The organism is Ewingella allii (genome assembly GCF_044430645.1).
Taxonomy (GTDB): domain Bacteria; phylum Pseudomonadota; class Gammaproteobacteria; order Enterobacterales; family Enterobacteriaceae; genus Ewingella; species Ewingella allii.
Genome location: NZ_JAWUDN010000003.1, coordinates 357397 through 383978, shown reverse-complemented (window position 1 = coordinate 383978; position 26582 = coordinate 357397). Strand labels below are relative to the sequence as shown.

20 protein-coding genes and 1 tRNA gene are annotated in these 26582 nt (G+C 53.6%); 4 read left to right on the top strand and 17 right to left on the bottom strand.

Going from position 1 to position 26582, the window contains the following annotated elements; genetic code table 11:
- Positions 1-61: 61 nt before the first annotated feature.
- From rlmM to SBO83_RS10525, 4 genes are all read right to left on the bottom strand, one after another.
- The gene (rlmM, locus tag SBO83_RS10540; protein WP_396131471.1) at positions 62-1168 is read right to left on the bottom strand and encodes a 23S rRNA (cytidine(2498)-2'-O)-methyltransferase RlmM; all 1107 of its coding nucleotides are present in this window, start codon (positions 1166-1168) and stop codon (positions 62-64) included.
- Positions 1161-1556 (bottom strand): DUF423 domain-containing protein, encoded by a 396-nt coding sequence (locus SBO83_RS10535; RefSeq protein WP_034792830.1) that lies wholly within the window; start codon positions 1554-1556, stop codon positions 1161-1163. The genes rlmM and SBO83_RS10535 overlap by 8 nt, the downstream gene beginning before the upstream one ends.
- A 40-nt stretch (positions 1557-1596) precedes the next feature.
- A complete protein-coding gene (locus SBO83_RS10530) occupies positions 1597-2517 on the bottom strand; it encodes a transcriptional regulator GcvA (RefSeq protein WP_034792832.1) in 921 nt (306 codons plus the stop codon).
- Positions 2518-3026: 509 nt separating this feature from the next.
- The gene (locus SBO83_RS10525; protein WP_034792834.1) at positions 3027-3248 is read right to left on the bottom strand and encodes a YgdI/YgdR family lipoprotein; all 222 of its coding nucleotides are present in this window, start codon (positions 3246-3248) and stop codon (positions 3027-3029) included.
- A 252-nt stretch (positions 3249-3500) separates the two neighbouring features.
- Here SBO83_RS10525 and csdA point away from each other — a divergent pair, with 252 nt between their 5' ends.
- Complete coding sequence (csdA, locus tag SBO83_RS10520) at positions 3501-4706, top strand: cysteine desulfurase CsdA (RefSeq protein ID WP_396131470.1); 1206 nt, start codon at positions 3501-3503, stop codon at positions 4704-4706.
- Between the two features lie 34 nt (positions 4707-4740).
- Positions 4741-5175, top strand: coding sequence for a cysteine desulfurase sulfur acceptor subunit CsdE (csdE, locus tag SBO83_RS10515; RefSeq protein ID WP_396131469.1), 435 nt, complete (start codon positions 4741-4743; stop codon positions 5173-5175).
- A gap of 28 nt (positions 5176-5203) precedes the next feature.
- Here the strand turns inward: csdE and tcdA are convergent, their stop codons facing one another.
- Positions 5204-6019, bottom strand: a complete 816-nt coding sequence (tcdA, locus tag SBO83_RS10510) for a tRNA cyclic N6-threonylcarbamoyladenosine(37) synthase TcdA (RefSeq protein WP_396131468.1) — start codon at positions 6017-6019, stop codon at positions 5204-5206.
- A gap of 127 nt (positions 6020-6146) precedes the next feature.
- Positions 6147-7334, bottom strand: coding sequence for a murein transglycosylase A (mltA, locus tag SBO83_RS10505; protein WP_396131467.1), 1188 nt, complete (start codon positions 7332-7334; stop codon positions 6147-6149).
- A gap of 222 nt (positions 7335-7556) precedes the next feature.
- Between mltA and SBO83_RS10500 the strand changes: the two genes are divergently transcribed.
- Positions 7557-7630: transfer RNA gene (locus tag SBO83_RS10500), tRNA-Met, on the top strand.
- A 215-nt stretch (positions 7631-7845) separates the two neighbouring features.
- Here the strand turns inward: SBO83_RS10500 and amiC are convergent.
- Positions 7846-9096 carry an N-acetylmuramoyl-L-alanine amidase AmiC gene (gene amiC, locus SBO83_RS10495; RefSeq protein ID WP_353503258.1) on the bottom strand — a complete coding sequence of 417 codons (1251 nt, stop codon included), beginning with the start codon at positions 9094-9096 and terminating at the stop codon, positions 7846-7848.
- Positions 9097-9325: 229 nt separating this feature from the next.
- Between amiC and argA the strand changes: the two genes are divergently transcribed.
- Positions 9326-10651 carry an amino-acid N-acetyltransferase gene (gene argA / locus SBO83_RS10490; RefSeq protein WP_353503259.1) on the top strand — a complete coding sequence of 442 codons (1326 nt, stop codon included), beginning with the start codon at positions 9326-9328 and terminating at the stop codon, positions 10649-10651.
- Positions 10652-10726: 75 nt separating this feature from the next.
- On the opposite strand, the gene recD is transcribed toward argA, so the two are convergent.
- The 10 genes from recD to lgt form a co-directional block, all read right to left on the bottom strand.
- Entirely contained in the window at positions 10727-12676 is a 1950-nt protein-coding gene (gene recD, locus SBO83_RS10485) for an exodeoxyribonuclease V subunit alpha (RefSeq protein WP_396131466.1), read from the bottom strand.
- Positions 12673-16257 carry an exodeoxyribonuclease V subunit beta gene (gene recB / locus SBO83_RS10480; protein WP_396131465.1) on the bottom strand — a complete coding sequence of 1195 codons (3585 nt, stop codon included), beginning with the start codon at positions 16255-16257 and terminating at the stop codon, positions 12673-12675. The genes recD and recB overlap by 4 nt, the downstream gene beginning before the upstream one ends.
- A complete protein-coding gene (ptrA, locus tag SBO83_RS10475) occupies positions 16254-19142 on the bottom strand; it encodes a pitrilysin (protein WP_396131464.1) in 2889 nt (962 codons plus the stop codon). Before ptrA ends, recB begins: the two co-directional genes overlap by 4 nt.
- Before the next feature lie 42 nt (positions 19143-19184).
- The gene (gene recC / locus SBO83_RS10470) at positions 19185-22559 is read right to left on the bottom strand and encodes an exodeoxyribonuclease V subunit gamma (protein WP_396131463.1); all 3375 of its coding nucleotides are present in this window, start codon (positions 22557-22559) and stop codon (positions 19185-19187) included.
- A gap of 113 nt (positions 22560-22672) precedes the next feature.
- Positions 22673-23008 carry a prepilin-type N-terminal cleavage/methylation domain-containing protein gene (locus SBO83_RS10465; protein ID WP_396131462.1) on the bottom strand — a complete coding sequence of 112 codons (336 nt, stop codon included), beginning with the start codon at positions 23006-23008 and terminating at the stop codon, positions 22673-22675.
- Positions 22992-23513 carry a YgdB family protein gene (locus SBO83_RS10460; RefSeq protein ID WP_396131461.1) on the bottom strand — a complete coding sequence of 174 codons (522 nt, stop codon included), beginning with the start codon at positions 23511-23513 and terminating at the stop codon, positions 22992-22994. Before SBO83_RS10460 ends, SBO83_RS10465 begins: the two co-directional genes overlap by 17 nt.
- Positions 23510-24088 carry a prepilin peptidase-dependent protein gene (locus SBO83_RS10455; protein ID WP_396131460.1) on the bottom strand — a complete coding sequence of 193 codons (579 nt, stop codon included), beginning with the start codon at positions 24086-24088 and terminating at the stop codon, positions 23510-23512. The genes SBO83_RS10460 and SBO83_RS10455 overlap by 4 nt, the downstream gene beginning before the upstream one ends.
- A complete protein-coding gene (locus tag SBO83_RS10450; RefSeq protein WP_396131459.1) occupies positions 24079-24576 on the bottom strand; it encodes a prepilin peptidase-dependent protein in 498 nt (165 codons plus the stop codon). The genes SBO83_RS10455 and SBO83_RS10450 overlap by 10 nt, the downstream gene beginning before the upstream one ends.
- A 266-nt stretch (positions 24577-24842) precedes the next feature.
- Positions 24843-25637 (bottom strand): thymidylate synthase, encoded by a 795-nt coding sequence (gene thyA / locus SBO83_RS10445; RefSeq protein WP_034792863.1) that lies wholly within the window; start codon positions 25635-25637, stop codon positions 24843-24845.
- Positions 25638-25643: 6 nt separating this feature from the next.
- A complete protein-coding gene (gene lgt / locus SBO83_RS10440; protein ID WP_353503269.1) occupies positions 25644-26510 on the bottom strand; it encodes a prolipoprotein diacylglyceryl transferase in 867 nt (288 codons plus the stop codon).
- Positions 26511-26582 lie beyond the last annotated feature (72 nt).

The following is a 26582-nucleotide window of genomic DNA, read 5'->3' as shown; positions in this document are numbered from 1 at the left end:
TGCACCAGCACCGGCGTTTTGCGCACTATTGCCTGAAAATGGCCTCAGGCCAGAGAGCTAATTAATGGTCGCGCTCATCGCGACGCCCACCCACGGCGGACCAGAAGCGGCGGACGTGCACCGTCACTTCTTCACGGTCGTGGTAGAGCTGCTTGGCGTGGATCTCAGCGTTGATGCCGTTTTCTTCCAGACGCTCTTTGATACGTTCGAGGATGTTTGACACTTCCTCATAACGCTTTTTCATCGGTAGCTTCAGGTTGAAAATAGTTTCGCGGCACCAGCCATTAATCAGCCAGTCACACATCAAAGCCGCGACTTTCGCTGGCTTCTCAACCATGTCACACACAAGCCAGTAGTTTTTGGTACTGGTCGATTTATAGCGGAAACCGTCTTCACGCAGGTGAATAACCTGCCCTGTGTCCATCAGGCTAGGCGCCATCGGGCCGTTATCAATCGCCGTCACCATCATGCTGCGCTGCACTAACTGGTAAGTCCAACCGCCGGGACAAGCTCCGAGGTCTACCGCGTACATGCCGCTGGCGAGACGCTCATCCCACTCATCCGCAGGAATAAAGACGTGGAACGCCTCCTCCAGTTTGAGGGTTGAACGGCTTGGTGCCTCGGATGGGAATTTCAGACGCGGAATGCCCATATAAAATGGCGAGTTGTTGTTACTGTAGGAATAGCCGACGTAGCAGCACCCCGACGCAATAAAGAACACGTGGACCACCGGGCGCAGAGGGTTCTCCTTTTTGCCCAAAATGCGCTGTTCGCGCATGGCGGAACGCAGCGGCACGGTAAGCTTACGGCAGAACTTGGTCAGCTCTTTGCTTTCATTGGTGTCAGGCACTTCAACACGCAGTTCGCCGCCGTTAGTGATAACCCCGTGCAGCATACCGACGATAGGCGATACGCGATCTTCCGGCGGCAGGTCTTTCAGCAGCTCACCAACGACGATCAGCTGGCGAGCGAAAATCAGCTCGCGGAAAGGCAAGTCGCGCGCCAGACGGTCGGCGTCTTCCGGCTGAAAACATTCGAACAGCACATACCCACTGTCTTCTTTCACGCGGGCAAAGCCGAAGATTTCCATCTGGGCGGCTTTGGCGGTAATTTCGGCCGCACACTCTTTTTCAAAACCAGAGCGGCAGTAGAGAGCAACTTTATTCATGGCGTTTTGCCTTATTATTCAGACGCAAAGCGCCGATCAACATCAGTATCCAGCCGATCAGGAAGAAGGTTCCACCGATCGGAGTGACAAACACAAATAACCTTAAATGCGACAGCGCCAGACAGTAGAGACTGCCACTAAACAGCACTGTTCCTAGCGCGAGGCAGGCGCTGCTCCAGTAAAACCACAGGTTGCGCTGGCGCTGCATTGCAACACCAAGCACCAACACGGCCAGCGTGTGCACACTCTGGTAGGTTAAACCGGTTTGAATCCAGGCCATTTCGGCCGGCCCGAGAGATTTACTCAATATATGTGCGCCAAACGCACCAAAGGCAACATAGACAAAGCCGCTAATGGCGGCAAAAATCAACATTGAACGACTGGTCATGGGACGTTACCTGTTCTCGTTGTTAGTGGGTGATTCACGTTCAAGCCTGATCGTATCGAAAGCGTAGTTTTTCTTGTTCACTCGCCGCCCGTGCGAGTATCCACTGACGAAAGGCGGCTATTTTACCCAGTTCTGCCTGACTGTCATGACAAACCAGATAAAAAGCATTTTTACTGATTAACACCTCGTTGAAGGGGCATACCAAACGCCCTGCTTCAATCTCGGTTTGCGCCATCACGTTGTTAGCCAGCGCAATGCCCTGTCCGTGAACGGCGGCCTGCACTACCATGGCGCTATGGCTGAAAATCGGCCCTTGCTGCACATTAATATGCTGCAAACCAAGCTGTTTGGTGTAAGCCAGCCAGTCGCGACGAGAAGCATCATGCAGCAGCGTGTGGTGCGCCAAATCTTCCGGCAGCTTCAGCGGTTTATCGCCGAGCAGCAGCGAAGGCGCACAGACCGGCAGCAGATATTCGGCATACAAACGTTCGGCGCGCAGCCCCGGCCAGTTTCCCCGACCGTGGAAAATCGCCACATCCACGTCGTCGGCCAGTTTATCCTCTTCACGGTCAACGGCTTGAATACGAACGTCAATTCCCGGATAAGCTGAGTTAAAGCCAGACAAACGCGGAACCAGCCACTGAATAGCAAAACTTGGCGGCAAACTGACGGTCAACGCGCCTTTAGCACTTCGTGCCTGAAGCTTACGGGTAGCTTCGTTGAGAGCTGAGAATATCTCTTTGATATCCAGATAATAACTCTGCCCTTCTTCGGTCAAGAGCAGCGAACGATTGCGGCGGCGAAACAGTTTTAAGCCTAAAAAGTCCTCAAGTGACTTGATCTGGTGGCTTACTGCCGCTTGCGTCACAAATAGCTCTTCCGCCGCTTTAGTAAAACTAAGGTGGCGTGCCGCTGCGTCAAAAACGCGCAGAGAGTTGAGAGGTGGTAAACGTTTTGACATTGAGTGGATACTTATTATTCGCCGGTCAGCAAAGCGCTTCACCGTGGATTTTACTATTAGTTTTTTTAATCCGAGACATTATAAATTGTCCGTTGAGGATGTACAGGCAAAAACCTATAGTGGCGCCACTTCCTAGGCCGGAACGAAAAGTAGATTGGTATGAGGATGCTGAAATACTTTTGGCTTGTGGTTGTGATGTTGTGTTTGCAATTGTCTGGCAATCCAGACGCGTAGCTTAAATGCTACAAATTTTCACTTCCTGTACATTACCCTGTCTGTCCAAAGTGATTTTTTAGCACCGCATTTTGCGGTGCTTTTTTTTGCCTGTCGATAGCATTCTGCGCCAACGCGCAACCTTTACAGATCCCTTGCGTTTTAGCCTTTTAAAAGTACCGACACTATAAAATAACAAAACCGGCAGCATCCGAAGATGGCCGGTTTTGTCGATGGGCATTTTCATGCCACTTTCAGCAAGAGCGCTTCCCGTATTGGAAAGACTCGACTAAGGATTAGTTACCTTTAGCCATCTCTTTCACTTCAGCTTTGTTGATCTGCTGTTTGTTGCCATACGCATCGGTATAGCTGATCATACCTGTATCGTCATCGGTACTTGGCTTCCCTTCTGCAACGATTGTACGACCATCATTGGTATGCATAACATAGTTGCTTGAACACGCAGCAAGAGTACAAGTCAGCAGTACAGCTGAAACTACGGCGGCGATCTTTTTCATCATAGACTCCTTGTTATACCCAAAGTTTTTGGCACTGCTGAAAACAACGTTACAGCGCCAAGTACGAAGGGGATAGATTAAAATGCTTTAGTTGCCAGATAAGTCATCTGACTAATTCTTCTAGCCTTCGTAATTCAGCATAACAAGCTTCTGGTATATTTCCACGGTAACCATTCCTAAAATGAATAAATGCGGAGTACCAGCGGGGATAATTTTCATGTTTTTCAGCCGATTTAAGAGATTTACTTCACTATGACTGATTTCGACTTTGCTGCTTTTCGTGATAATTTTCCGTCACTTACGCACGGGCAATGCTATCTGGATAGCGCCGCAACCGCGCTGAAGCCGCAAAATGTAATAAATGCAACTTTGGAATTTTATTCTCAAGAAGGCGCGACGGTTCATCGCAGTCAGCACCGTGCTGCTCAGTCTTTAACCGAAAAATATGAAAAAGCGCGGTCGCGCGTCGCACGTCTGATCCATGCGCCGACAGCAGAAAATATCGTCTGGACCCGAGGCACCACCGAGTCAATTAATCTGCTGGCGCAGAGCTATTTTGCTCCGCGCCTACAGCCCGGCGATGAGATTATTGTTAGTCAGGCCGAGCATCACGCCAACCTGATCCCCTGGCTGATGCTAGCAGAACGCTGTCAGGCCAAGGTGGTGACATTACCTCTTAACGCCCAATTTATGCCCGATGCCGAAGCCCTGCCCGCGCTGCTCAACAGCAAAACGCGTCTGGTGGCGATTGGGCAGATGTCCAACGTGACCGGAGGCATGCCCCAGCTCGAGCGCATTATCAGTTTGGCCCATGCCAACGGCGCTCTGGTGGTGGTGGACGGCGCGCAGGGCGTGGTTCACAGCGCGGCGGACGTGCAGGCTATGGACATCGACTTCTATGCTTTCTCCGCCCATAAGCTCTACGGCCCGACCGGCATTGGCGTGCTGTATGGCAAAACTGAGCTGCTCGAGGCGATGCAGCCCTGGCACGGCGGCGGGAAAATGCTCACTCAGGCCTCCATGAAGGGCTTTACGCCGCAGAAGGTTCCCCAGCGTTTCGAAGCAGGCACGCCCAATATCGCCGGCGTTATCGGCTTTGACGCCGCGCTTGAATGGCTAGAAACTATTGATACGGCTGGCGGCGAAAAGTACGCGCAGCACTTGGCTACGCTGGCTGAACAGCAACTGACGCTATTGCCGGGCTTTCGCAGTTTCCGCTGCCAAAACGCGTCTATATTGGCTTTTGATATTGCCGGCGTGCACCACAGTGATTTGGTGGCGCTGCTGGCCGAGCAGGGTATTGCGCTGCGCGCCGGGCAGCACTGCGCACAGCCTTTAATGGATGCGATGGGGGTCAGTGGCACATTACGCGTCTCTTTCGCGCCTTATAATACGCAAAATGATGTCGAACGCCTGATCGCTGCGGTGAAGTACGCCCTGGAGCTACTCGCCGATTAACCCATTGATATTAAGCCGAATAAAGAGAATTAACATGTTAGCGCCCCATCCTTTTGGACATGAGATCACCCCCCAGTCGCTGTCCGAGACATTCTCCGGCCTGCGCCAGTGGGAGGATCGTTATCGCCAGCTGATCTTATTGGCGAAAAGAGTCCCCGCGCTGGATCCCCAGCTGAAAACTGCCGACATAGAGCTTTCGGGTTGTGAAAATCGTGTATGGCTGGGGGGAGAACTGGCGGAAAACGGCGGGATGCATTTCTACGGTGACAGCGAAGGCCGCATTGTCAAAGGCCTGCTGGCGGTAATACTGACCACGATGGAAGGCAAGACGCCAAAGGAGATCCTGACGAGTGACCCTCTGGCGCTGTTCGACACCTTGGGGCTGCGCGAACAGTTAAGCACTAGCCGGGCCAGTGGCCTTTCCGCTCTGGCCGAAGGCGTCTTGGCACTGGCTCGCCAACACGCCTGACTGACCGGCTTTACGCCATAAAACAGCCTTAAGCGGCGGCCTGCTGGCGCTGCGCTTTGGCCATCATCTTCTTCAACACGTGCGACACGGCGACAAAACCGAAGGTGGCGGTCACCATGGTGGCGGCGCCAAATCCGGACGCACAGTCCATTCGCTTCGGCCCTTCTGCCGTGGCGCGTGACGCGCAGACGCTGCCGTCGGCCTGCGGGTACATCAGCGGCTCGCTCGAGAACACGCAGTCAATCCCTAGCTTGCCTTTGCTGTTTTTCACCACGCCAAAATCGTTCTTCAGGCGCTCGCGCAGTTTTGCCGCCAGCGGGTCTTGAATGGTTTTCGCCAAATCCACCACGGCGATTTGGGTTGGATCGATTTGCCCGCCCGCCCCGCCGGTGGTAACCACCGGGATTTTATAGCGGCGGCAGTAAGCCAAAAGTGCAGCTTTGGGACGCACACTGTCAATCGCATCAATGACATAGCTGTAATCGCGATTCAGCATTTCCGCCACGTTTTCGGGCGTAATGAAATCATCAATACAGGTGACGTTACACTCAGGATTGATCGCCAAAATACGCTCGGCCATGACTTCCGTTTTCGCCTGCCCGACATTCTCACGCAGCGCGTGAATTTGGCGATTGGTGTTGGTTACGCAGACATCGTCCATATCAATCAAGGTGATAGCGCCAATGCCGGTACGCGCAAGCGCTTCGGCGGCCCATGAACCCACACCGCCGATCCCAATTACACAGACGTGAGCCTGAGAGAACAGCGTCAATGCCTGCTGGCCGTAAAGGCGCGCAGTGCCGCCAAAACGCTGTAAATAGGCATCGGAGTAAGCTGCTGTCATGACGGATTAACCTCTGTACTTGCTTTAAAATTCAAGGGAATGGCTTCTGAATCAGAAAAACAAAGCAGCCCGGAGGCTGCTTTTGATGGACTATTTTAACTCAATTAGGCGCGAAGCCGAAATAATGCTACTTCAACAAGAAGGAACCACCGTTGCTGCTCGCCGCCGGAGCCGGAGCCAAGGTGGTCGCCGGGCCGGATGACGCGCCTGCGGCGTTATAAGCAGTAAATAGCGGCTGTCCGCTCTGTGCTGATTTCAGCACCCACACGCGACCATAGTGATTGTAGAAGCCCGCCGAGTGGCCTGCATCCGGGCCAATCCCTTGATACATATCGAAATGCTGGCCTTTAATTGCCCCGCCGACATCCAGCGCCACCATCAAGCGCATATGGTATTTGCCGGTGAATTTGCCTTTGTTGTCCAACTCAGGCACTTCCGCCAACAGGGTGGAACCTGCCGGGATTAGCGAACGGTCAGAAGCCACGGAAGCTTTGGCAATCAACGGGATACCGCTCGCACCGCGAACTGGCGTGAAAGGTTCTGGCTTGAAGAAAACGAAAGAAGGATTCTGCTCAAGCAGCTCGCGAACTTGCGCTTCGCTATGAGTATCGGCCCATTGACGAATCGCCTGCATCGACATGTTTTCACGCGCCACTTCGCCACGGTCAATCAGTACTTTGCCGATACTGCGGTAAGCATGACCGTTTTTGCCGGCATAGCCAAAGAAGGTCAATGGGCGACCATCGCCATAATCCACATAACCACTGCCCTGAACTTCCATCATGAAGTTGTCCATCAGCGAGTTGGTGTAGGCAATGACATAGTTATCGCTCAGCGCGCCGGAGTAGATTGAAGCGCGATCAGGCAGGCGCCCGCGTTTTGGCGGCATGCGATATAAAGGATATTGGAACTCACCCTGACGGGTGTAGCGCGCCTGCAGCACCGGCGTGTAGTAGCCGGTCAATTGCACATTACCGAAGTTGTCTGCGCCTTCCATCTGATAAGCGCTGATGCCGTATTGGCTCAGCGTGCGGGTATCAGCACCGGCGCGGAGCCACTGCTCCACGGCCTGAAAAGTCGTATTATTTCTGCCGTATAGCGTGGAAGAAGCGTATTGCACTTCCATTACCTGATTGGCGTAATCTTTGGCATTTACCGGTTTGCCCGTGGCGTTCGGCTCATTCACATACTCGAGCGCATTTTCCAGTCGACCATCTTTATACTGCTGCCCGCGATCGGTCGGTCTGGATGAACAGCCCGCCAATATCGCGATGACCAGACCACTCAGCAGATATTTACTCCAACGTCCTTTCATTATTGCCGCGCTCTCTTGCTTTCAGGGGGGAAACTACCGCCAAAACGATAACAAAGGCCCTATCAGAAAGGAATTGCCACCATCGAAAAAAATGAATTCGATCGGGCTGTTTAAAAAGCCATCAGAGTGTATAAAAAGCAGTTAAACAGGCGGTTTATCACATTAATTTGGAAAAAAGGGTTGCACGAAATCTCACGCAGCGTATAGTTCGCCCTCATCGGACGCGGGGTGGAGCAGCCTGGTAGCTCGTCGGGCTCATAACCCGAAGGTCGTCGGTTCAAATCCGGCCTCCGCAGGGGTGGAGCAGCCTGGTAGCTCGTCGGGCTCATAACCCGAAGGTCGTCGGTTCAAATCCGGCCTCCGCAACCAACTACAAATCAGCATAAAAGAAAAAACAACAGACACCTTAACGGGTGTTTTTTTGTTTCTGGCGTCTGGAAATTCTTTCAGCCGATCAAAAAAGGCCAGCGATGTTCTCCACTGACCTTCTTATTCGTAAAGCCTTAGCCCATCACCTTCTGACCGACATGCCACCATCGGCAAAATAGGCCTTGATGCCCGCCAGTATGGACTCCGCCACCTTCTGCTGGAAGTGGCTGGTCTTCAGCTTGCGCTCCTCTTCCACATTACTGATAAACGCCGTTTCCACCAGAATGGAAGGAATGTCTGGCGCTTTTAACACTGCAAATCCTGCCTGATCGACCTTGTTCTTATGCAGATGATTGATTTTGCCCATACGCGTCAGCACCTCTTTACCAAACTTCAGGCTGTCGCTGATGGTGGCGGTCTGCACCAAATCGAACATGGTGTGGTCGAGATAGCGGTCGCCGCTTTTACTCACGCCGCCGATTTGATCGGACTCATTCTGCGTCTGCGCCAGAAAACGCGCCGCGGCGCTGGTCGCCCCTTTGGTCGATAAGGCGAAAACCGAAGAGCCACGGGCGGCACGGTTGGTGAAGGCATCGGCGTGAATCGACACAAAAAGGTCTGCCCGCAGCTTTCTCGCCTTAGCGACCCGGACTTTCAAAGGGATGAAGACGTCTTCGTTGCGCGTCATGTGGACCTTCATGTTCGGCTCGCGCTGAATCAGTTTCTGCAACTTGCGGGCAATCAGCAAAACGATATCTTTCTCACGGGTCTTATATTTGCCGATGGCACCGGGGTCTTCGCCGCCGTGCCCCGGATCGAGCATGATGATCAACGGCCGCTCGCGCCCCGCTTTGCCATCTTTGGCCGTCTCCGGCGGCAGGGTTCGCGCCACATCGCCCCTGTTGTAATCTTCCAGCAATGCCAATAGTGGATCATCCTCCGCGCTCACTGCCCCCTCTTGCGGGTAGAGATCCACCACCAAGCGGTTGTGAATTCCGGCAACCGGCTTAAGGGTGAAAACGTGCGGGTTAATCTGCTTTTTCAGCTCCATCACCAGCCTGATCGTCGTTTTATCAAACTGGCCTACTCTGGCCTGTTTGATAAAAGGATCATTTTGCTGGATCTGCTTACCTACGCCCTTAAGCACGCTATTGAGGTGAACACCTTCAATATCGATAACCAGCCGATGAGGATTGGTGAGAGTGAAATGCTTATATTTCAGCGGGGTACTGGACTCTAGCGTCAGGCGAGTATAGGAAGAAGCGGGCCAGACGCGCACGGCAACCACTTGTGAACTGGCGGCAAAACCCACCCGGCTGACGCTGAGCATCCACGAAGCAGCTACGCTTTGTAACAGGCGTCTTCGGCCAAAATTGTGATTATCGTCAGTCATGCAGTCTCAAAGGTAAGGGCTCAAAATGAGCAAAAAACAAAACAGCCAAAAAGGCTCAATAGGAAAATTCTAACGAATCGACTCCCCCCTGTCATTCATAAACGGGATTGGCTAAATTTTAAGCTTGTTGATGGTTTGTGAACAAAAAGAGAGATTTCTTACTTGCCACATCGACATAAAAGAATAAAAATACAGAAATTACGAATAAAAATTCAAATGAGGTTTTGCCGTGAAGGAACGTAGTACTGAATTGGTTCAGGGTTTTCGCCACTCGGTTCCCTACATTAATGCACACCGTGGCAAAACGTTCGTTGTCATGCTAGGCGGCGAAGCCATTGAGCATGAGAACTTTACCAACATCGTCAATGATATCGGGCTGTTACACAGTCTGGGCATCCGTTTGGTGGTGGTTTACGGCGCTCGCCCGCAAATTGATGAAAATCTGGCGGAGCATAATTATGAACCTATCTACCATAAGAATACCCGCGTCACCGACGCCCGTACCCTCGAACTAGTCAAGCAAGCGGCGGGCTTATTGCAGCTCGACATCACCGCCCGCCTCTCCATGAGCCTGAATAATACGCCACTTCAGGGTGCGCATATTAATGTGGTCAGCGGTAACTTCATCATCGCCCAGCCTTTGGGGGTCGACGACGGTATCGACTACTGCCATACCGGCCGTATTCGCCGCATTGATGAGGAAGCGATCCACCGCCAACTCGACAGCAACGCCATTGTGCTGCTTGGGCCGGTTGCCGTATCCGTTACGGGTGAGAGCTTCAACCTGACCTCCGAAGAGGTGGCGACCCAGCTGGCAATCAAATTGAAAGCCGAAAAAATGATTGGCTTCTGCTCGTCTCAGGGCGTGATCGACGAAGACGATAATATTATTTCGGAACTGTTCCCGAACGATGCGCAGGCTCGAATCGACACCATGGAAGCCAGTGGCGATTATCAGTCCGGCACCGTGCGCTTCCTGCGCGGGGCAGTCAAAGCCTGCCGCAGCGGCGTGCGCCGTAGCCACTTAATCAGCTATCAGGAAGACGGCGCCTTGGTTCAGGAACTGTTCTCCCGCGACGGTATCGGTACGCAAATCGTGATGGAAAGTGCCGAACAGGTGCGCCGTGCGACAATTAACGATATCGGCGGCATTCTTGAGCTGATTCGCCCGCTGGAGCAGCAGGGTATTTTGGTTCGCCGCTCGCGCGAGCAGCTAGAGATGGAAATCGACAAGTTCACCATTATCGAACGCGATAATCTGACCATCGCCTGCGCCGCGCTCTATCCGTTCCCGGAAGAGCGTATTGGCGAAATGGCCTGCGTGGCGGTGCATCCCGACTATCGCAGCTCGTCACGCGGCGAAATGCTGCTGAAACGCGTCGCCAGTCAGGCGAAGCAAATGGGGCTGGATCGCCTGTTTGTGTTAACCACTCGCAGCATCCACTGGTTCCAGGAGCGCGGTTTCCAGCCGGCTGAAGTTGACGTTCTGCCAATCCAGAAACAGGAAATGTACAACTATCAGCGCCGCTCCAAAATTCTGCTGACCGAGCTTTAAAGCAGGGCTTACACTAGGTTAGTGATAAAAAATAACGGGGCTTCTCACGCGTAGAGAAGCCCCGTTTTGTTTTTACTACTCAGGATTGAGAGAGGACGACTCGCCATGTTCGCTCAGCCGTTCCGCCAGCCCGCTGCGGCGGCGAGTTCGCGTGCGGGTCGCAATGTTGAACACCTTCTCACTGGCATAAAGCGACAACTGCTTTTTAGCTCGGGTAATGGCGGTATAGACCAACTCCCGGGTTAGCACCGGCAGGAAATGGTTAGGCAGCACCAGCAGCGTGTGGTCAAACTCAGAGCCTTGAGACTTATGCACCGTCATGGCGTAAGCCGTTTCATGGGCTGGCAAACGACTCGGCTGCACGGATTTCACTTCACCGCCCGGAAGCTGAAAGTAGACCCTCAGCTCGCCACTTTCGCTTTGCAAGGCGATACCGATATCACCGTTGAATAACCCCAGCGCGCTGTCATTTCGGCTGATCATCACCGGCCTGCCGGCATACCATTTCCCCGCCAGCACGGCAGGTCGGCGGATCAGCCCTTTGCGATTTAGCAGTTGTTCGATGCGCTCATTCAGCCCTTTTACGCCAAACGGTCCTTCGCGCAGCGCGCATAGCACCTGAAAACGGCCAAAGTCCTGCAAAATGCTATCCGGCGATGCGCTGTGTCTGACGCCTTGGAGATAAGGAAGATAGCCCGCCACGCAGGCATCGAGCAGCGGCTGGAAATCCTCAGTTTCATTGAGCGGATAGCCCGTCACGTCCGGCAAGCCTTGCGCCAGCACGGCAGACGCGGCGGCGCTCTCCCCTGCATTGACGGCTTTCGCCAACTGACCAATACCCGACGCCGAATCAAACCGATAGCTGCGGCGCAGCAGGCACAAGCTATCGCGCACGCTGGCGGCGTTAGCCACTTCGGTTGGCGCGACAGGGCAGCCGGTCAAATAACTCAGTTGGGTGGCGCGCTCTGCGCTGTACCCCTGCTCTGCAAAGCGGCAGATATCTCCCAACACCGCCCCTGCTTCTACCGAAGCCAACTGGTCACGGTCGCCAAGGAAAATCACTCGCGCCTGCGCGGGCAGTGCTTCAATCAGCCGCGCCATCATCGGCAGGTCAACCATTGAGGCTTCATCCACCACCAGCACGTCAAGGTGCAGCGGATTCCCACGGTGGTAACGCATGCGCTGGCTACCGGGTTGTGCGCCCAGCAATCGATGTAATGTCGAGGCTTCAGTCGGGAAAGCGGCGCGCTCGGCTTCGCTAAGAGGTAAACGCAGACTGGCCTGCCCCAGAGAGTCGGTCAAACGCGCTGCCGCCTTGCCGGTGGGCGCGGCGAGCTGAATGCGCAGTTTCTGCTGCGGATAGAGCTGAACCAGCGCGGCTAATAGCTTGGCAACCGTGGTGGTTTTGCCGGTACCGGGCCCGCCGGAAATGATTGAAATCCGCCGGGTAGCCGCCACCGCCGCCGCAACTTTCTGCCAATCAATCTCGGCCGAGTCTGTGCGACCAAACAGGTCATCCAGAATCGTTTTAAGCCGCGTTTCATCCACGGTCAGTGGTGAAATGGGCGAGGTATCCAGACGTTTTTCAGCACTGAAGAAATCGGCAACCTCGCCCTCGCTCTGCCACATTCGCTGGAGATAAAGACGGTTTTCCTGCAAGACCATCGGCGTTGGCTGGCTGCCGTCGCTGACAGCTGCATGGCGGTTTAATAGTGCCAGCCACTGCTTGGTATCCGGCTCACCGGCTGTTTTCCACAGCTCGATAGCTAGCTGCGGATAACGACCGTCAAACAGGGAATCAGGGCTGAGCTGGTCCAAATGCAGGCACACGTGACCACTCCCCGCTTCACTGCTCAGGCAGGCGGCCGCCAGCATTAACGCGGCATATTCAGTCTCTGCCTGCGTTCCTCCGGCAATCATGCGGGCAAACTGCACGTCCAGTGATCTCAACGCGCCTTGCAGTAAGGCTTGCTCGAACAGGGCATCAACCGCTGAGCCACTTTTCAATGTCGCAGAGCTATTCATAGCTGCCCCTCCAGCATTCTGGCCTGTTCAAGCATGGCTTCATCAGGGACAAACTCGCCTCTAAATAACAGGTCAAGGCACTCGATGAACTCCTGCGACGGGCGACGGCGGAAAACGCCATTACCCGGATGCTCCGGATCCACGCCGCGCAGGAACAGATAAATCACACCACCAAAATGGCGCTCATAGTCATAATCGGCCAGCCGATGGCCTAAATAGCGATGGAGCGCCAGCGTATAGAGCTGGTATTGCAGGTCATAGCGGTGCTCAGCCATCGCGCTTTCCATCGCTTCTTCGGTATAAGCACTACTGTCATCACCCAGCCAGTTGGACTTGTAATCGAGCAAGTAAAAACGCCCTTCCCAGAAGAATACTAAGTCGATAAAGCCTTTGAGCATGCCCTGCACCTGCTGGAAGTTAAGCGACGGGCAGCGGGCGGATAAACTGTCGAAATGTTTCACCACGGCGTTGAGTTGCGAAGCCTGAAGCAAGCTGTCGATAGGTAAGTAGAACTGCAATTCAGACTGCAATTTGCCTTGGTCAATCGCGCTGAGTTTCATCTGCGGCTCACCGAGCGGCGTGTTTAAAATGGCTTCAATCCAGGCTTTAAGCACGGGTAGCCACTCAGCATCAAGGCCCTGAGCTGTTAGCTTTTCCGTCAGCCATTGGTCATCAACCTCTGCGTCAAAGGCGATTTCCTCGAAAATGCTGTGCAGGAAGGTCCCGGGCGAAGCACCGCGCGGAAACGTGTGGGCATTCATTTGTGGCTCGACGGCCTCTTGCTGCTCACCCGCAGCTTCAACATCTAGCTTCGGCAGCAGGTCTTGCGCCAACGCCGTGCCGTGCTGCTGTAGGCCGGAGTAACTGGTGATGCGCCAGCTGTCTTGAATTTGGCGTTTCATTTGGCGTGCGGAAAGTGTTTTTAGCTCATCGCTTGGCGCGGCCCACGGCGTTTGCTCTGGCGATTCAATAGCGGAGAACACCACATCCTCATTGCTAAGGCTACTGAGGCAGACGACTAACCCTGCGGCGTCGGCAGCCTGAGCTTTCTGTACCAAATAGCCCATCGCTCCGAGGTGTAAATCGGTATCGCCCTGCTTTTTGCGGTTGCCCTGCATCAAAGGCGCAATGCCCACGCTACAGTGGTAAACCGAACGCGTCAGCGCCACATAGAGCAGACGGAGATCCTCCGCCAGACGCTCCTCTTCGGCCAACTCCTTACTTTGCTCATCACTGTTGAGGTCTAGCATGGCCGAAAAGGTGCTGCGGTCGTGGTACAAGCCTTGCTGCTGCTGGCGGAAATTACTGATAAACGGCAGCCAGACCAGCGGATACTCCAGACCTTTGGACTTATGAATGGTCACCACCTGCACCAAGTGTTTATCGCTCTCCAGCCTTAATTGTTGACTCTGCGATTGGCGATCCGGGGAGGCGATTTGCTGCGCCAACCAGCGCACCAGTGCGTGCTCACTATCAAGCTGGGCGGCGGCTTCCTGCAACAACTCGCCAAGATGCAGTAAATCGGTCAGTCTTCTCTCGCCCCCGGTTGCCGCCAGCAGGTTCTCGGCCAAATGGCGATGAGCAATCAATGACTTAAGCATGGGCAGCACGCCGCGCCGCGCCCAGCGCTGGCGGTAGCCGTCAAACTCGTCGACTAAGGCATCCCAGGCCCGCTCATCTTTGCTCAAGTTATCGAGCGTCAGGGCATCAAGGCCGATGATGCCGGTGGCCATGGCACTGCGCAGGGTGCGCTCGTGCTCAGGTGTCAGCACCGCCTGCAACAGCCACAAAATGTCCTTGGCTTCCGCCGTTTCGAAAACGCTGTCGCGGTTGGAGAGATACACAGAAGGAATGTCGAGCGCGCTGAGGGCATCGCGGATCAGCGCCGCCTCTGCCCGACTGCGTACCAAAACGGTAATATCGGACGCCTGAACCAGACTACGTTCACCCTTGGCATTCACCAGCCACGCCTGCTGATTTTGCCCGGCCGTCAGCCAGTCGCGAATCTGCGCCGCGCACTGGCGCGCCATCAGCTGTTGGTAATCACTTACTCCAACTCCTTCCCCTTGTTGTAACCAGAAATGCAAAGCAGGTTGGCTCTGCCCATTCAGTTCAAAGTCGAGCAAGGTATTTTTCCTCGCCGGAGAGACCTGAATAAAAGGAATTTGAGAGAATACGAACGGGTTATTCAGCTGGGAAAACAGGTGGTTAACGCCTTTAACCATGCTTACTGATGAGCGCCAGTTGGTGTCCATAGTGTAGTGAGCACTAACTTCAGAACGAGCGCGCATATAGGTAAAGATATCAGCGCCGCGAAACGCATAAATCGCCTGTTTAGGGTCACCGATTAGCAGCAAGCCGCACTGGGGCTGGTTGATATAAAGGCGCTGGAAGATGCGGTACTGCTGCGGGTCCGTATCCTGGAATTCGTCGATCATCGCCAACGGATAACGGCTGCGAATAGCCTGTGCTAACAGCTCTCCGCCAGGCTGGTGCAGCGCGGCGTCAAGGCGGCTCAAGAGATCGTCAAAGCCTAGCTCGGCGCGCTGGCGCTTCTCTTTCTGAATGGTGAAACGAATTTCGCTTAATGCTCGCGCAATAATCAAATCGCGCAGCGTCAGAGGCTCGGTGAAGATGGCGTCTATGCTGTCGAAAACGCCGTGCTGCGGAGCATTGCCTTTCTTGGTTTTTTCCAACAGTACCGACTGCCTAAAGCGCTCAAGTTCCTTCGGCAACTGGTAGTCTTCAGTGGCTTGCGCAGCCCATAACCCGACGTTTTCCAGCCACACCGGCAGATATCGCGAGCTATAACTGCGTTTATCGACCCCGGAGTCATTGATGATAGCGGCGATATCAGCCGATGCCGCCAGCCATTGCTGCTTGATGCTGTTAATGCGTTCGAGTATCTGCTGGTGACGCGTCTCAATAGTTTCGTCCTCAGCCGGTGGCTGGCGGAGCTGGGGCATTTCACCATGCAAATAAGGCGATAAGTCACTGAGTAAGGCTTCCGGCCCGCTCCACTCCTGCGAAATCACGCGCGCGATGTCCAGTGGCAGCGGATAGCAATGGCGACGCCAGAAGTCGGCGCAGGCCTGACGGCGCAAAGGTAACTCGTCTTGAACTAAGGTCTGTTCAAACAGAATGCCTGACTCGAATGCGTTGTGAGTGAGCATTCGCTGGCAAAATCCGTGGATGGTGTAAATCGCGGCTTCATCCATCTGCCGCTCTGCCGCCAGCAAAATATGGGCTGCCGAAGCTAAATCCTCGATTTCCGCCATCAGCGACATCATCATCGGGTTGTCGCTCTGGCCCCGCACGCAGGCAATTCTTAGCTCATGAATGTTGCTGCGGATACGGCCACGTAGCTCCTCAGTGGCCGCCTCGGTAAAGGTAACCACCAGAATTTCTTCCACCGTCAAACTGCGGGGAAAAGCGGCCTCCTTGCCCAGCCCGAGCAATAGCCGCAGATAAAGCACGGCCAGCGTGAAGGTCTTGCCCGTGCCCGCAGAGGCCTCAATCAACCGTGCTCCGGTGAGGGGCAGCGTCAGCGGTTCAAGCTTCTGCGGGATAATCTCTGTCATTGACTGTTTACCTGATGAGGAAATGTTTTCTGGATTGAAGACGTGTTCGGGTAGGTTTTAAACCCGGCCGGTTTGGCATAGTCAGCCGTTTTCGCGTCATTGCCTGACACTTGCGAAAGCATCGCCAGGCCGTTCATTTTGATCACCGCTTTATGGAAATAATCCGCCAACTCCTCTTGGGTCAGGCTCTTAATAACCGCCAGCACCTTGTCGCGCGTATTAAAGTCGCTTTCTCCACGGCTGAAATCATTGCCTAAGCGATCGGCCTCTTCATCAAGCGTTTGCGGACGCTGCTGCATCTCATTAATCAGCGCCTGTTTGTACAGCGCAAATTCGTCAGGCTTCATGGCACGCAGCCGTTTTTCCGCCTGAGGATAAAATGCCAAATAGCGCTGATAAAGATACTGCGGCTGCTTGCTGTTGCTTTGCAGCAGGAAGCCAATCCCCCACTGCTTGCCGACAGGGATTGGGAAGGCAAACACGGCATACCCCAGCTGCTCCTGAGTACGCAGCTGGCTGTAGAACCAAGGCTGGATAATCTGGCCAAGCAGCGAACTGTAGGCCATGCTCTGCACTTCATCATAGCCTGTCGGGATGTAGACTGCCGCCAGCGCGCAGTCGGTGCTGCTGCCCTGACGCTGAATATTCACCTTCTGCGACTTTTTGATTTCAACGTGGCTTCCACGCCACCACTGAGAGCCATGCACCCCAACCTTATTGACGATAGCTTCTGACATGGCCTTCACTTCAGGCTCGGTCATGTTGCCGATCACCATGATCTCTACCGCCGCGTTATGGATCAGGCTTTCACGATAGGCATTGATTTGCTCAAGGGTGATGCCAGCCACTAGCTTTTCGCGCTCTTCTCGCTCGGTATAAGGGATGCGGGAAACCAGCTGGACGGGTTGCAGGGCCAACTCAAAGGCCTTGCCTTTATCCGCTGACGCTAAACGTTCCAGATACCAGGACTTAGCCTGATCAAGCTGTTCTTGGGTCGGTTTGAAATCCGGATAGCTGTCCACCAGCTTGCTAAGCAATACCGGCAAACGCTCGGTAAAGCCAGTGGCTGCAAACTGCAATCCATTGTCTGGCGAGGTGGAGAAGCTAATGCCGCCAATAGAGGCCTGATAGCTCAGTTGGTCAAAGGCCACGCCGGTCAGATAGTCTGTCAGGCCATACAATACCTGGTTTTTAGCATTATCCAGCGCCTGAGCGTTGCGGAACGACACCATCACATTGGCTTTGGGCTCTTGCGAAAAATAACGGCTTGGCATGTAGAAAACGCGTAGGCCGTTTTTCTCCACCACCAGCTTAGGTTTGGTCTGGTCGCCCTGCTTATTCACCAACGCCAATGAGTCAGGAATGTAGGGGTTCAGCGCAGGCAGAGAGAGCGAAATTTGCTGGCTCTGCTGCTTCCATTGTTCAAAGGTCGCGGCGGGGAGCTTATCAACCTGATAAGGCGCATTCACAAAATAGGCCACTTTATTGTGGGGTTCATCAGGGCTGATGTACCAGTAACGAGCATTCTGTGGTGTCAGTTGATCAAGGCGAGCAGCGATAGCCGCAGGGTCAAACTGGTCGGTTAAATATGGCGAATCTAAAACGTGCTCGACAGGCACTCTGAGCATGGTATCAACCAGCCACTCGACATAATCCATATCGCGAGTTAACGCCGGATAACGATAATCCAATGCCATGACGTGCGCGATTTCGTCGAAATACTCTTTTTTGATCCCCTGCAGGCGCATCTCATTCAGATAGCTAAACACCGCCGCAATCACTCTGTCGCGCTGAGCCAGCCCTTTATCCGTAAGGGAAATTGAGATATTGAACACGCCCTGATTGCGATCCACCATCGGATCGGCTCCGGCATTAATCCCATCAGCCAGCCCCTCTTTCTGTAACCAGTCCGATAAGGTATTAGGGCTCCGGTTGCCAATTAAGTAACTGATATAGGTGTCAGTTTTACTGCGGAAAGCAGCGCTGTTGTTATCAATGGCAAATTCAATGCGCAGCTGTTTACGCGGCTGGGCCGGAATGAAATGAATAATCTCACCCTTTTGCGCCTCAGTAAGCGTCGGAACAGTTATGGCAGGGACGCTGGCGTTGTGGTTGCCAATTTTACCAAAGGTGTCTGCGGCCAGCTGGGCCAGTTCGGGCAAGGGTTTATTGCTATAAATCACGGCCACCATCAGATTAGCCGAGTAATAACGATGATAAAACGCCGTAAGCTCATCGTGTAATTTACTCCCTGGCTTATCTTTTAGCGTATCAAGGTTGCCGCCGGAAAAACGGGCGCTAGGGTGAGCAGGGTTCAGGGTTTCAGCGCGAACTTGCGCCATACGCATGCCGTCTCGGGAACGCGCCATGGTCAGCTCGGCATTGACCGCGTTACGTTCACGGTCGGCATTCAATGGGTCGAGCAGCGGCTCGGCAATGGCGTCCGCTAATCTATCAACCGCGGGCTGTAGCGCATCATTTTCAACCTCAAGATAAAAAGCCGTGCGGTAGGAGGCGGTGCTGCCATTGTGGCTGCCACCGTGCTTTTTCAAAAACTCAGACAGGCTTTCCGGCTCGGGATACTTTTTGGAGCCCATCAGCAGCATATGTTCGGTGTAGTGTGCAAGACCGAGTTGGGAGTCGGGATCTTCTAAAGATCCCACGGGAATCGCTAACGCAGCCAGAGATTTACTGGCTTCGCTGTCGGAAACCAATAACACCGTCATCCCATTATTCAACGTAATCGCCTGATACTGACGCGGGTCGTTTTGACTCTTATTGATTGCTTGTGCATACGGCTGCCAGTCAGTCGCACACCATGCTGCCGGTATCCAAAAGACTGATAACAACAGTAACCCTGAAACACGGGTAAGCTGTTTTAACATTGCCACTCTCCCCCAATAAGGTAAATTTTTGAACTCATGCCACTATGCCAGATTGTGTCGGGCTAGGGGCAAAAGGAAGCGTTCCGCTTCACGGATAATAATTTGTAATTTTTGCGTATCTAACTGACGGAACACCCGCTGAATATAAGGATCGGCACCTTCTCCCGGCACGCGAATATCCCCCTGCCATGCCTGAAGTAACTTGTTGCGCGCTTTCTCAAGCTTTTCCTCATCATGACTTACCGTACCAGTATCTTTATCAAAACACTGCGATAACCATGCCCAGCCACTTTTGTTGAGTAAAATCAAAGGTTCAGACATCCCCTCCAGATACCCGTTAATCAAATCCTGTAGATGCTGCGTTGCTCTGTCAGCTGGCATCGCGGCAAATCGCCATGCCGTGGCACCGCGACCATACATCCGACTGTCGCCCTTGCCACCGGCGGCGCAATAGGCCAAGTGTTCAATCCACAATAACAGACCGTCTCTGGCCAGCAAGGCCGCAGGACGCCAGCGCAGCAGCCCATTGTCTTGTACCTGATGTAGCCAACCCGTCAGTTTGATATCGCCCACGGACAAATCTAGTTCAACGCTGCCGTACTCCTGTCTTTCGCTGCGCACGGTGTCGGCTAATTCAGTCATTTCTTCCAACTGCTTCTGCCAGTAAATTTCACCAAACGGGCCGTACGGCAGGCCGCCGGACGCACGAACTCGGGTAAAGAGTTGTGCAGGATCCCGCTCTTCAATCAGCGTGTTGAGAAGTTGGGTGTTGAACTGGTAACGGTCAAGATTGTCCAGAATGAAAGGCTCTTCATCCGACAATTCGGTCTCTTCCAGCACGAAACTCACATTGAGCCTCATTTGGAAAAAGGCCTTGATAGGGTGACGATAAAAACGCAGCAAGTTTTCTAACGTCACTTCAGTGGTTGCCACTGGCTCTAAAGGTTGGTTGAAATCCAGAACGTCATCACTCTTTCGACTGGCCGCAGGCAGCCATTCTGCCGCAAAGCTTTGATGTTCGTTACCGGCCTCGAAATTAGTGGCGTCGAAAGGCGTGCGCGGATGCCAGCACAGCAGATGCTTTGTGACGCGCTCAGCACTTTGATCCGCCGTTAAGCCTTCATCACCGTCGAGACAGTAACTTTGGCCGATGTACTCCAACAGCTCAGTCACCAGCACCGAAGGGTAGCGCTCGCTATTATCCTGAATCGAGCGACCAATGTAGCTGATGTAGAGATGCTCCTGAGCGGAGAGCAGCGCTTCGAGGAACAGGTAACGGTCATCGTCGCGGCGGCTGCGATCGCCCCTTTCTACTTTCTGCGCCATCAGGTCAAAGCCCAGCGGCGGCAGCGTTCTTGGGTAGACGCCATCATTCATTCCCAGCAGGCACACCACTTTGAAGGGGATGGACCGCATTGGCATCAGGGTACAGAAGTTAATCGGGCCGGCCAGAAAACGCTGGCTGATGCGCTCTTGATCGAGTTTTGACGCCAGTTCGTCACGCAAGATAGACAACGGGACAAGATCTGGATATTGAGCAGCAACGCCGTGGCTGAGAACTTTTTGCCACTGCTGCTCAATCAGTGCCAATGCCACTTCGGTTTCCCCTTCGGCGGAGAAGAATGTGCTAAGCACTTCCTGACACAGAGGCAGCCACTCGCTGACGCTGCGCGGCTTGGATAAGGTTATGCGCCACTGGCTAAGCTGCATCAGCAACTCGGCTAAATGCCCGGCCAATTCGGCGGCCAGCCCGGTTGATTCATCATAAGGTAAGACGCCCTGCCACTCTCCCGACTGGCTATCCATGGCGTAGCCCAGCAGCATGCGGGTCAAACCAAAGTGCCAGGTGTGCTGGCCAGTCGCGGGCAGTGACAGCTCACGGACGTTGTCGTCATCCAGCCCCCAGCGAATCCCAGATTCCCCGACCCACTGGCGCAAAAGTCGCAGTCCATCTTCATCAATGGAGAAGCGCGAAGCCAGCGCGGGGACTTCCAACAGCCCGAGAACTTGTTCGGCAGTAAAGCGGCTTTGCGGTAAATCGAGCAGGGAGATAAAGGCTTGCAGAGCGGGGTGAGCCTGACTTGCTTTACGATCCGACAGGGCAAAGGGCAGATAGCGCTCTGCTGGCGCATTACCAAATACCGCCTGAATATAAGGCGCGTAGCTGTCGATATCCGCTACCATGACGATAATATCGCGCGGGGTAAGCGCCGGGTTTTCAGCCATCAGCGCGAGCAGATTGTCATACAGAATCTCAACTTCGCGCTGCGGACTGTGGCAAACATGCAGGCTTAGGGAGCGATCCTTTGGATTCAACACCCTCTTTTGGTCACTGCTGAGCAGGGTTTCCGGCGTCATCCCTATGATGGCATGGTCCTCTAATTCCAACATATCTTGCTGAACGGCATGGAGTAGAGAGCCATCTCCCACATCAACGAAGGCGTGGACTTCCTGAATATCGTCCACCTGCGACAACAGGAACATGTGGTCGCGCCCAAGCTTGCCCCATGAAGCCAACAATGGATTACTCAGGTTCTGCATGCCGTCATCGTTAAAGAGCTGAGCGGCTTGTGCCGGCTCACGGAACAGAGAGGCATCTTCCAGCTTTTCAAGATAGTGGCGTCGCTTGCGGCTTTGCAGCCGGGCGAGAAAGGCGTAGTTCTGGATATCACCCCAATAATATTTGCACGGGTTGGTGAACATCAGATGAATATCAATGTGCTTGCCTAACGCCTGTAAGGCCTGCAAATAGACCGGAGGCAATGCAGAGATCCCGCAGATAAATACGCGAGAAGGTAAGCCCGCCGGAGTGACTTTGGCGTTTTCCAGCTGAGAAATGAAGTTCTGATACAGGTTGGCACGATGCCATTCCGGCTGTTGCAATTCTTGGGTATAGGTACACAGCGCGCGCCACAGGGAGGATTGCCAGCGCTGCGCCTCATCAAGCCCTTCCACCTGTCGCTCGCTTTCCCATGCTTTAAGCCATTCGGGACGATAAACCAGATATTGGTCAAAAAGGTCAGCTACCCGGGCGGCGAGCTGATGGATTTTACGTTTATCTTCATCGTCATCTAAATAGTGGCGCAGCGAGGCAAAATCCTCTTCACCCAGTTTTTGCGGCAATAGCCACATGAGTTTCCACGTCATCGCGTCTTTGCTAAAGGCGCTCTCTTTGGGAATGCCCGGCAAGACCTTGGTGAACATATCCCAGATAAAGGTCGCGGGAAGCGGGAATGCGATATTCGCTGCAATACCAAATGTCTGCGCCAACTCCATTTGCAGCCACTGCGCCATGCCTGGGCTTTGCACCAGAATCACTTCTTGGCTGAAAGGATCGGCGAGCGGGCGCCCCTCAATTAGCGCCGTGGTCAGCGTTTTCAGAATATCTAATTGGTTTGAGTGATAAACCGTAAACATTGGCGCTTCCTTGAGGAAAAAAGACGAATTTATATGTGCATTTTTGAAGATTCAGCAGACTACTCTAACCAGCTTAGAACCTAATGAAAACCCGTGACCTAGGCGGATTGGCGTCATAAGACGGGTTCGCTATCTGAATCACACAATATTCTTGCCGCACGGGCGAGATATCCAGCAGGGGCTTGTACCTGAGTCACTACGCTTCGGCATCCGCCGAGCTGATTTGCCACAGTTATCTGGCTTTGCCAGCCAGCCGCCAGTGGATAACCTTTGCCGCTAACAGCAAAGACCTCGAGCTTGGCGTGTGCCTCAGACTTGGCCTGTCTGAACTGCCACTGGCGGCTAAAGCCATTGCTCAGTGATTGGTAATATTGCAACAGCGCCAATAAAGAGACCGCGAGTAGCAAAGTCGCTATCAGCGCCTCTGGCAGGCTAAATCCCTTTTGCATTGTTATCCTCTCTTGCATCTTCTTCACAATAATCAGGGTCTGACTCAGGGCAGAAATCTAACCAGCCCTGCACAATTGCGGCAAATCGGCGGCTGCCGTTCGGCGAGCCCAGCATCCTCGCCTGCTGATAGACCACCAGCGGTCGCGTGTGGTTATCAGTTGTGCCCTCCCCCTTGAGCAAAAAAACGCCTTGGCGCAGGGAGGGACGTACACAGCTACGTAAGCTCTGCGGCGGCAGGCCGGGAATGTGGATATCAGCATGCTGGCACTGCCATTGATTGCTCGCTGAAGCTTGCCATGTTTGGTTAAGTCCCCAGTTCAGTGAGGATTCGGCCTGCTCGCGCGCTTTTAGATAGCGATGCTCATGGCCAGTGAGTGTCAGGCTATCTGCCAGTTGCTGCCCAAGGTTAGTCAGAACGATAATCCCAAGAGACATCATCATCATGACGCTGAGCATCATGGCGCTGCCTCTCTGCCGCTGAATCCGCCATCCTGATACCATCATCTCGCCCGCCCTGCCACCCGGGTTTCAACCCGGCGATGCACCGTCGGCGTCTCGCGCCAGTGTGCAGCAATATTTATAGTAAACAATGAATTGCCACGTGGAGTTAGCCGCTTTGTGACGTTAAAATCGGTCACTTTGACTTCGGCGGGATCCAGCAATTTCTCCCAACCGCTCCCTTGGCAGTTTGCGGCACCTCGCTGGGTTTCAATGGCGCCTGCGCGTAAGCGATAGGCAAAGTATTCGGCATTGTCATTGCCGGCAGGCTCCCAACGGCCATTACGATTGAGGTCATAGGCTATGATGATGCAGGAATGTGCGGGCTCTCCTGTGCTTTGCCCAAAAACCGTGGCGCTCCCTCTGCATTCACCATTACAAAAGCCGGCGCGACGCAGATCTTTCTCGAGATTAGAAGCCGCGCTTCTCAGTAATTGGTCTAATCGGAAGTGATGACTAAGGTTTTGGCTGCGCTGGCGCAGTAAAGGATAAAGCTGCGCCGAACTGAGCATTAGCATGCTGCCGATACTCAAGGCCATCAACACCTCTGGCAGAGTAAAACCGCGCTGTTTCAGATGCATAGTGATATTCCCAATATGGCTTTGCCTTCACTGCATATTCGAAGTCTGCCTCTGGCAGAAAGAATAATGCGCAGGCTGCCGGCAGAATTACGCAGAGTAATATGCCCAGCCTGAGCAGCATTGCGGATGCCATAAAAGCCCATCACCTTGTGGGTAAAATTGGCAATTTCCACCTCGGCATCAATAATGCGAAAGTGCGGCGCGGGGCTATCTGCGTCACAGCGCACGGGCTTGTTTCCCTGCCCCACGCAGCCTCCGCTCCCGCCGATAACCCATAAAATAGCAGAGCGGTTATAAGCATTCGCCTCGGCCTGCAGTTCAGTCAGGTATGAACGTAACCTTTGGGCATGCTGTTCCAGTACCAGCGATTGCTGATAGGCCCGCCAGCCCTGTAGCCCCCATAAGCTGCACATCGCAATAAGCGCGATCACCACCAGTATTTCAATCAGCGTCATGCCCCGCTCTTTTACTTCGTTGGTCATTTCCATGAGGCGAGTTTATCCAGCCATTTTCTCTGCGCTACGGGTAAGCCTTTGATCTCCAAGAAACCTCGAGAAAATATTCTGCAAAAATCATCAATCACAAGGATTTTGCGTGATGCCTCGCAAACTTGAATAGCGGATGAAAAAATACCGGATACCGGCAGAAGAAAAGGTGTAGAAAAGCGTTCAGGGAAGATGGCGTTGAGGGAGGAAGACAAGAAAAGGGAGAGTGAGTTTCCCGCCAGCGGGGAGCTGGCGGGAATAACGCGAGTTTAGATAGCGACCGGCGCTTTAATCGGTGGGTGAGGGTCATAACCCTCAATAGCAAAATCGTCGAACTCGTAATCAAACAGTGAGGCCGGCTTACGTTTGATAACCAGTTTCGGCAAGGCACGGGGTTCGCGACTCAGTTGCAAATGAGTCTGTTCCATGTGGTTGCTATAGAGGTGGGTATCACCGCCTGTCCAGACGAAGTCACCCACTTCGAGGTCACACTGCTGAGCCACCATATGCACCAGCAGAGCGTAGCTGGCAATGTTGAATGGTAGGCCAAGGAAGACGTCGCATGAGCGCTGGTATAGCTGGCAAGAGAGCTTGCCGTTAGCCACGTAGAACTGGAAGAAAGCATGGCAAGGCGCCAAGGCCATCTGATCCAATTCACCGACATTCCAAGAGGAAACAATGATGCGACGAGAGTCAGGATCTTGCTTCAACTGTTTGATGACGTTGCTTAACTGATCGATCTGCTTGCCATCGGCCGCGCCCCAAGCACGCCACTGTTTGCCATAAACCGGGCCAAGATCGCCATTCTCATCTGCCCACTCGTCCCAAATGGTGACGTTGTTTTCACGCAGATAAGCAATGTTGGTTTCGCCTTTCAGGAACCACAGCAGCTCATGAATGATAGAGCGCAAATGGCACTTCTTGGTGGTTACCAGTGGAAAGCCATCTTGCAGATTGAAACGCATCTGATGACCAAAAATTGACACCGTACCCGTACCGGTACGGTCAGCTTTAGGTGTGCCCTCATCGAGCACCTTCTGCATTAAATCCAGATACTGTTTCATGTTACCTCAAGATAATTGTTTCTGCGGGCGACGGTAGGCCCAGATCATCACGATGACACCAGCGATAACCATCGGCAGCGAAAGGATCTGTCCCATGCTGATGAAGCCGTCGAACAGCCCCAGCTGAGCGTCGGGCTGGCGGAAATGCTCAACGATGCTGCGGAATGCGCCGTAACCAATCAGGAATAGACCTGAAACAGCACCCATTGGGCGTGGCTTACGGATGAACAAGTTGAGAATAATAAACAGCACTACGCCTTCCAGCAGCAGTTCGTAAACCTGCGAAGGGTGACGCGGCAGAACGCCGTATTGGTTGAGCAGCGGCTGCCATTGCGGGTCAGCGGAGGCAATGGCGATATCTTCCTGACGCGAGCCTGGGAACAGCATTGCCCAAGGCACAGTGGTCACACGGCCCCACAGTTCGCCATTAATGAAGTTACCCAAGCGCCCTGCACCGAGACCAAATGGGATCAGCGGAGCAATAAAATCTGAAACCTGGAAGAAAGTGCGTTTTGTGCGACGCGCAAACCACAGCATCACCACGATAACGCCAATCAAACCGCCGTGGAAGGACATGCCGCCATCCCAGACTTTAAACAAATAAAGCGGGTTTTCGAGGAACAGTGGCAGGTTGTAGAAAAAGACATAGCCGATGCGGCCGCCGAGGAAGACGCCTAAGAATCCGGCATACAGCAGGTTCTCAACTTCTTCTTTTTTCCAGCCACTGCCCGGCTTGTTGGCACGGCGCACGGCCAGCCACATTGCGAACACGAAACCGACCAGATACATCAAGCCATACCAGTGAAGTGAAACCGGTCCTAGCGAGAAAATGACCGGATCAAACTGGGGAAACGCCAGATAGCTATTGCTCATCTATCACCACAAGTAGTTTATTGTTTTATACCCTTCATACTTCGGGTGCAGGTGTGCTCGTTGCCTTCCTGC

What these genes read in the sequence shown, in the direction of transcription:
- tcdA (WP_396131468.1), bottom strand. Translation starts at nt 6,019, where the DNA reads ATGACAGCAGCTTACTCCGATGCCTATTTACAGCGTTTTGGCGGCACT.
- mltA (WP_396131467.1), bottom strand. Translation starts at nt 7,334, where the DNA reads ATGAAAGGACGTTGGAGTAAATATCTGCTGAGTGGTCTGGTCATCGCG.
- ptrA (WP_396131464.1), bottom strand. Translation starts at nt 19,142, where the DNA reads ATGTTAAAACAGCTTACCCGTGTTTCAGGGTTACTGTTGTTATCAGTC.
- recD (WP_396131466.1), bottom strand. Translation starts at nt 12,676, where the DNA reads ATGAATAGCTCTGCGACATTGAAAAGTGGCTCAGCGGTTGATGCCCTG.
- SBO83_RS10465 (WP_396131462.1), bottom strand. Translation starts at nt 23,008, where the DNA reads ATGCAAAAGGGATTTAGCCTGCCAGAGGCGCTGATAGCGACTTTGCTA.
- csdA (WP_396131470.1), top strand. Translation starts at nt 3,501, where the DNA reads ATGACTGATTTCGACTTTGCTGCTTTTCGTGATAATTTTCCGTCACTT.
- SBO83_RS10530 (WP_034792832.1), bottom strand. Translation starts at nt 2,517, where the DNA reads ATGTCAAAACGTTTACCACCTCTCAACTCTCTGCGCGTTTTTGACGCA.
- thyA (WP_034792863.1), bottom strand. Translation starts at nt 25,637, where the DNA reads ATGAAACAGTATCTGGATTTAATGCAGAAGGTGCTCGATGAGGGCACA.
- SBO83_RS10535 (WP_034792830.1), bottom strand. Translation starts at nt 1,556, where the DNA reads ATGACCAGTCGTTCAATGTTGATTTTTGCCGCCATTAGCGGCTTTGTC.
- recC (WP_396131463.1), bottom strand. Translation starts at nt 22,559, where the DNA reads ATGTTTACGGTTTATCACTCAAACCAATTAGATATTCTGAAAACGCTG.
- SBO83_RS10455 (WP_396131460.1), bottom strand. Translation starts at nt 24,088, where the DNA reads ATGCATCTGAAACAGCGCGGTTTTACTCTGCCAGAGGTGTTGATGGCC.
- SBO83_RS10450 (WP_396131459.1), bottom strand. Translation starts at nt 24,576, where the DNA reads ATGGAAATGACCAACGAAGTAAAAGAGCGGGGCATGACGCTGATTGAA.
- SBO83_RS10460 (WP_396131461.1), bottom strand. Translation starts at nt 23,513, where the DNA reads ATGATGGTATCAGGATGGCGGATTCAGCGGCAGAGAGGCAGCGCCATG.
- csdE (WP_396131469.1), top strand. Translation starts at nt 4,741, where the DNA reads ATGTTAGCGCCCCATCCTTTTGGACATGAGATCACCCCCCAGTCGCTG.
- amiC (WP_353503258.1), bottom strand. Translation starts at nt 9,096, where the DNA reads ATGACTGACGATAATCACAATTTTGGCCGAAGACGCCTGTTACAAAGC.
- recB (WP_396131465.1), bottom strand. Translation starts at nt 16,257, where the DNA reads ATGACAGAGATTATCCCGCAGAAGCTTGAACCGCTGACGCTGCCCCTC.
- rlmM (WP_396131471.1), bottom strand. Translation starts at nt 1,168, where the DNA reads ATGAATAAAGTTGCTCTCTACTGCCGCTCTGGTTTTGAAAAAGAGTGT.
- lgt (WP_353503269.1), bottom strand. Translation starts at nt 26,510, where the DNA reads ATGAGCAATAGCTATCTGGCGTTTCCCCAGTTTGATCCGGTCATTTTC.
- SBO83_RS10525 (WP_034792834.1), bottom strand. Translation starts at nt 3,248, where the DNA reads ATGAAAAAGATCGCCGCCGTAGTTTCAGCTGTACTGCTGACTTGTACT.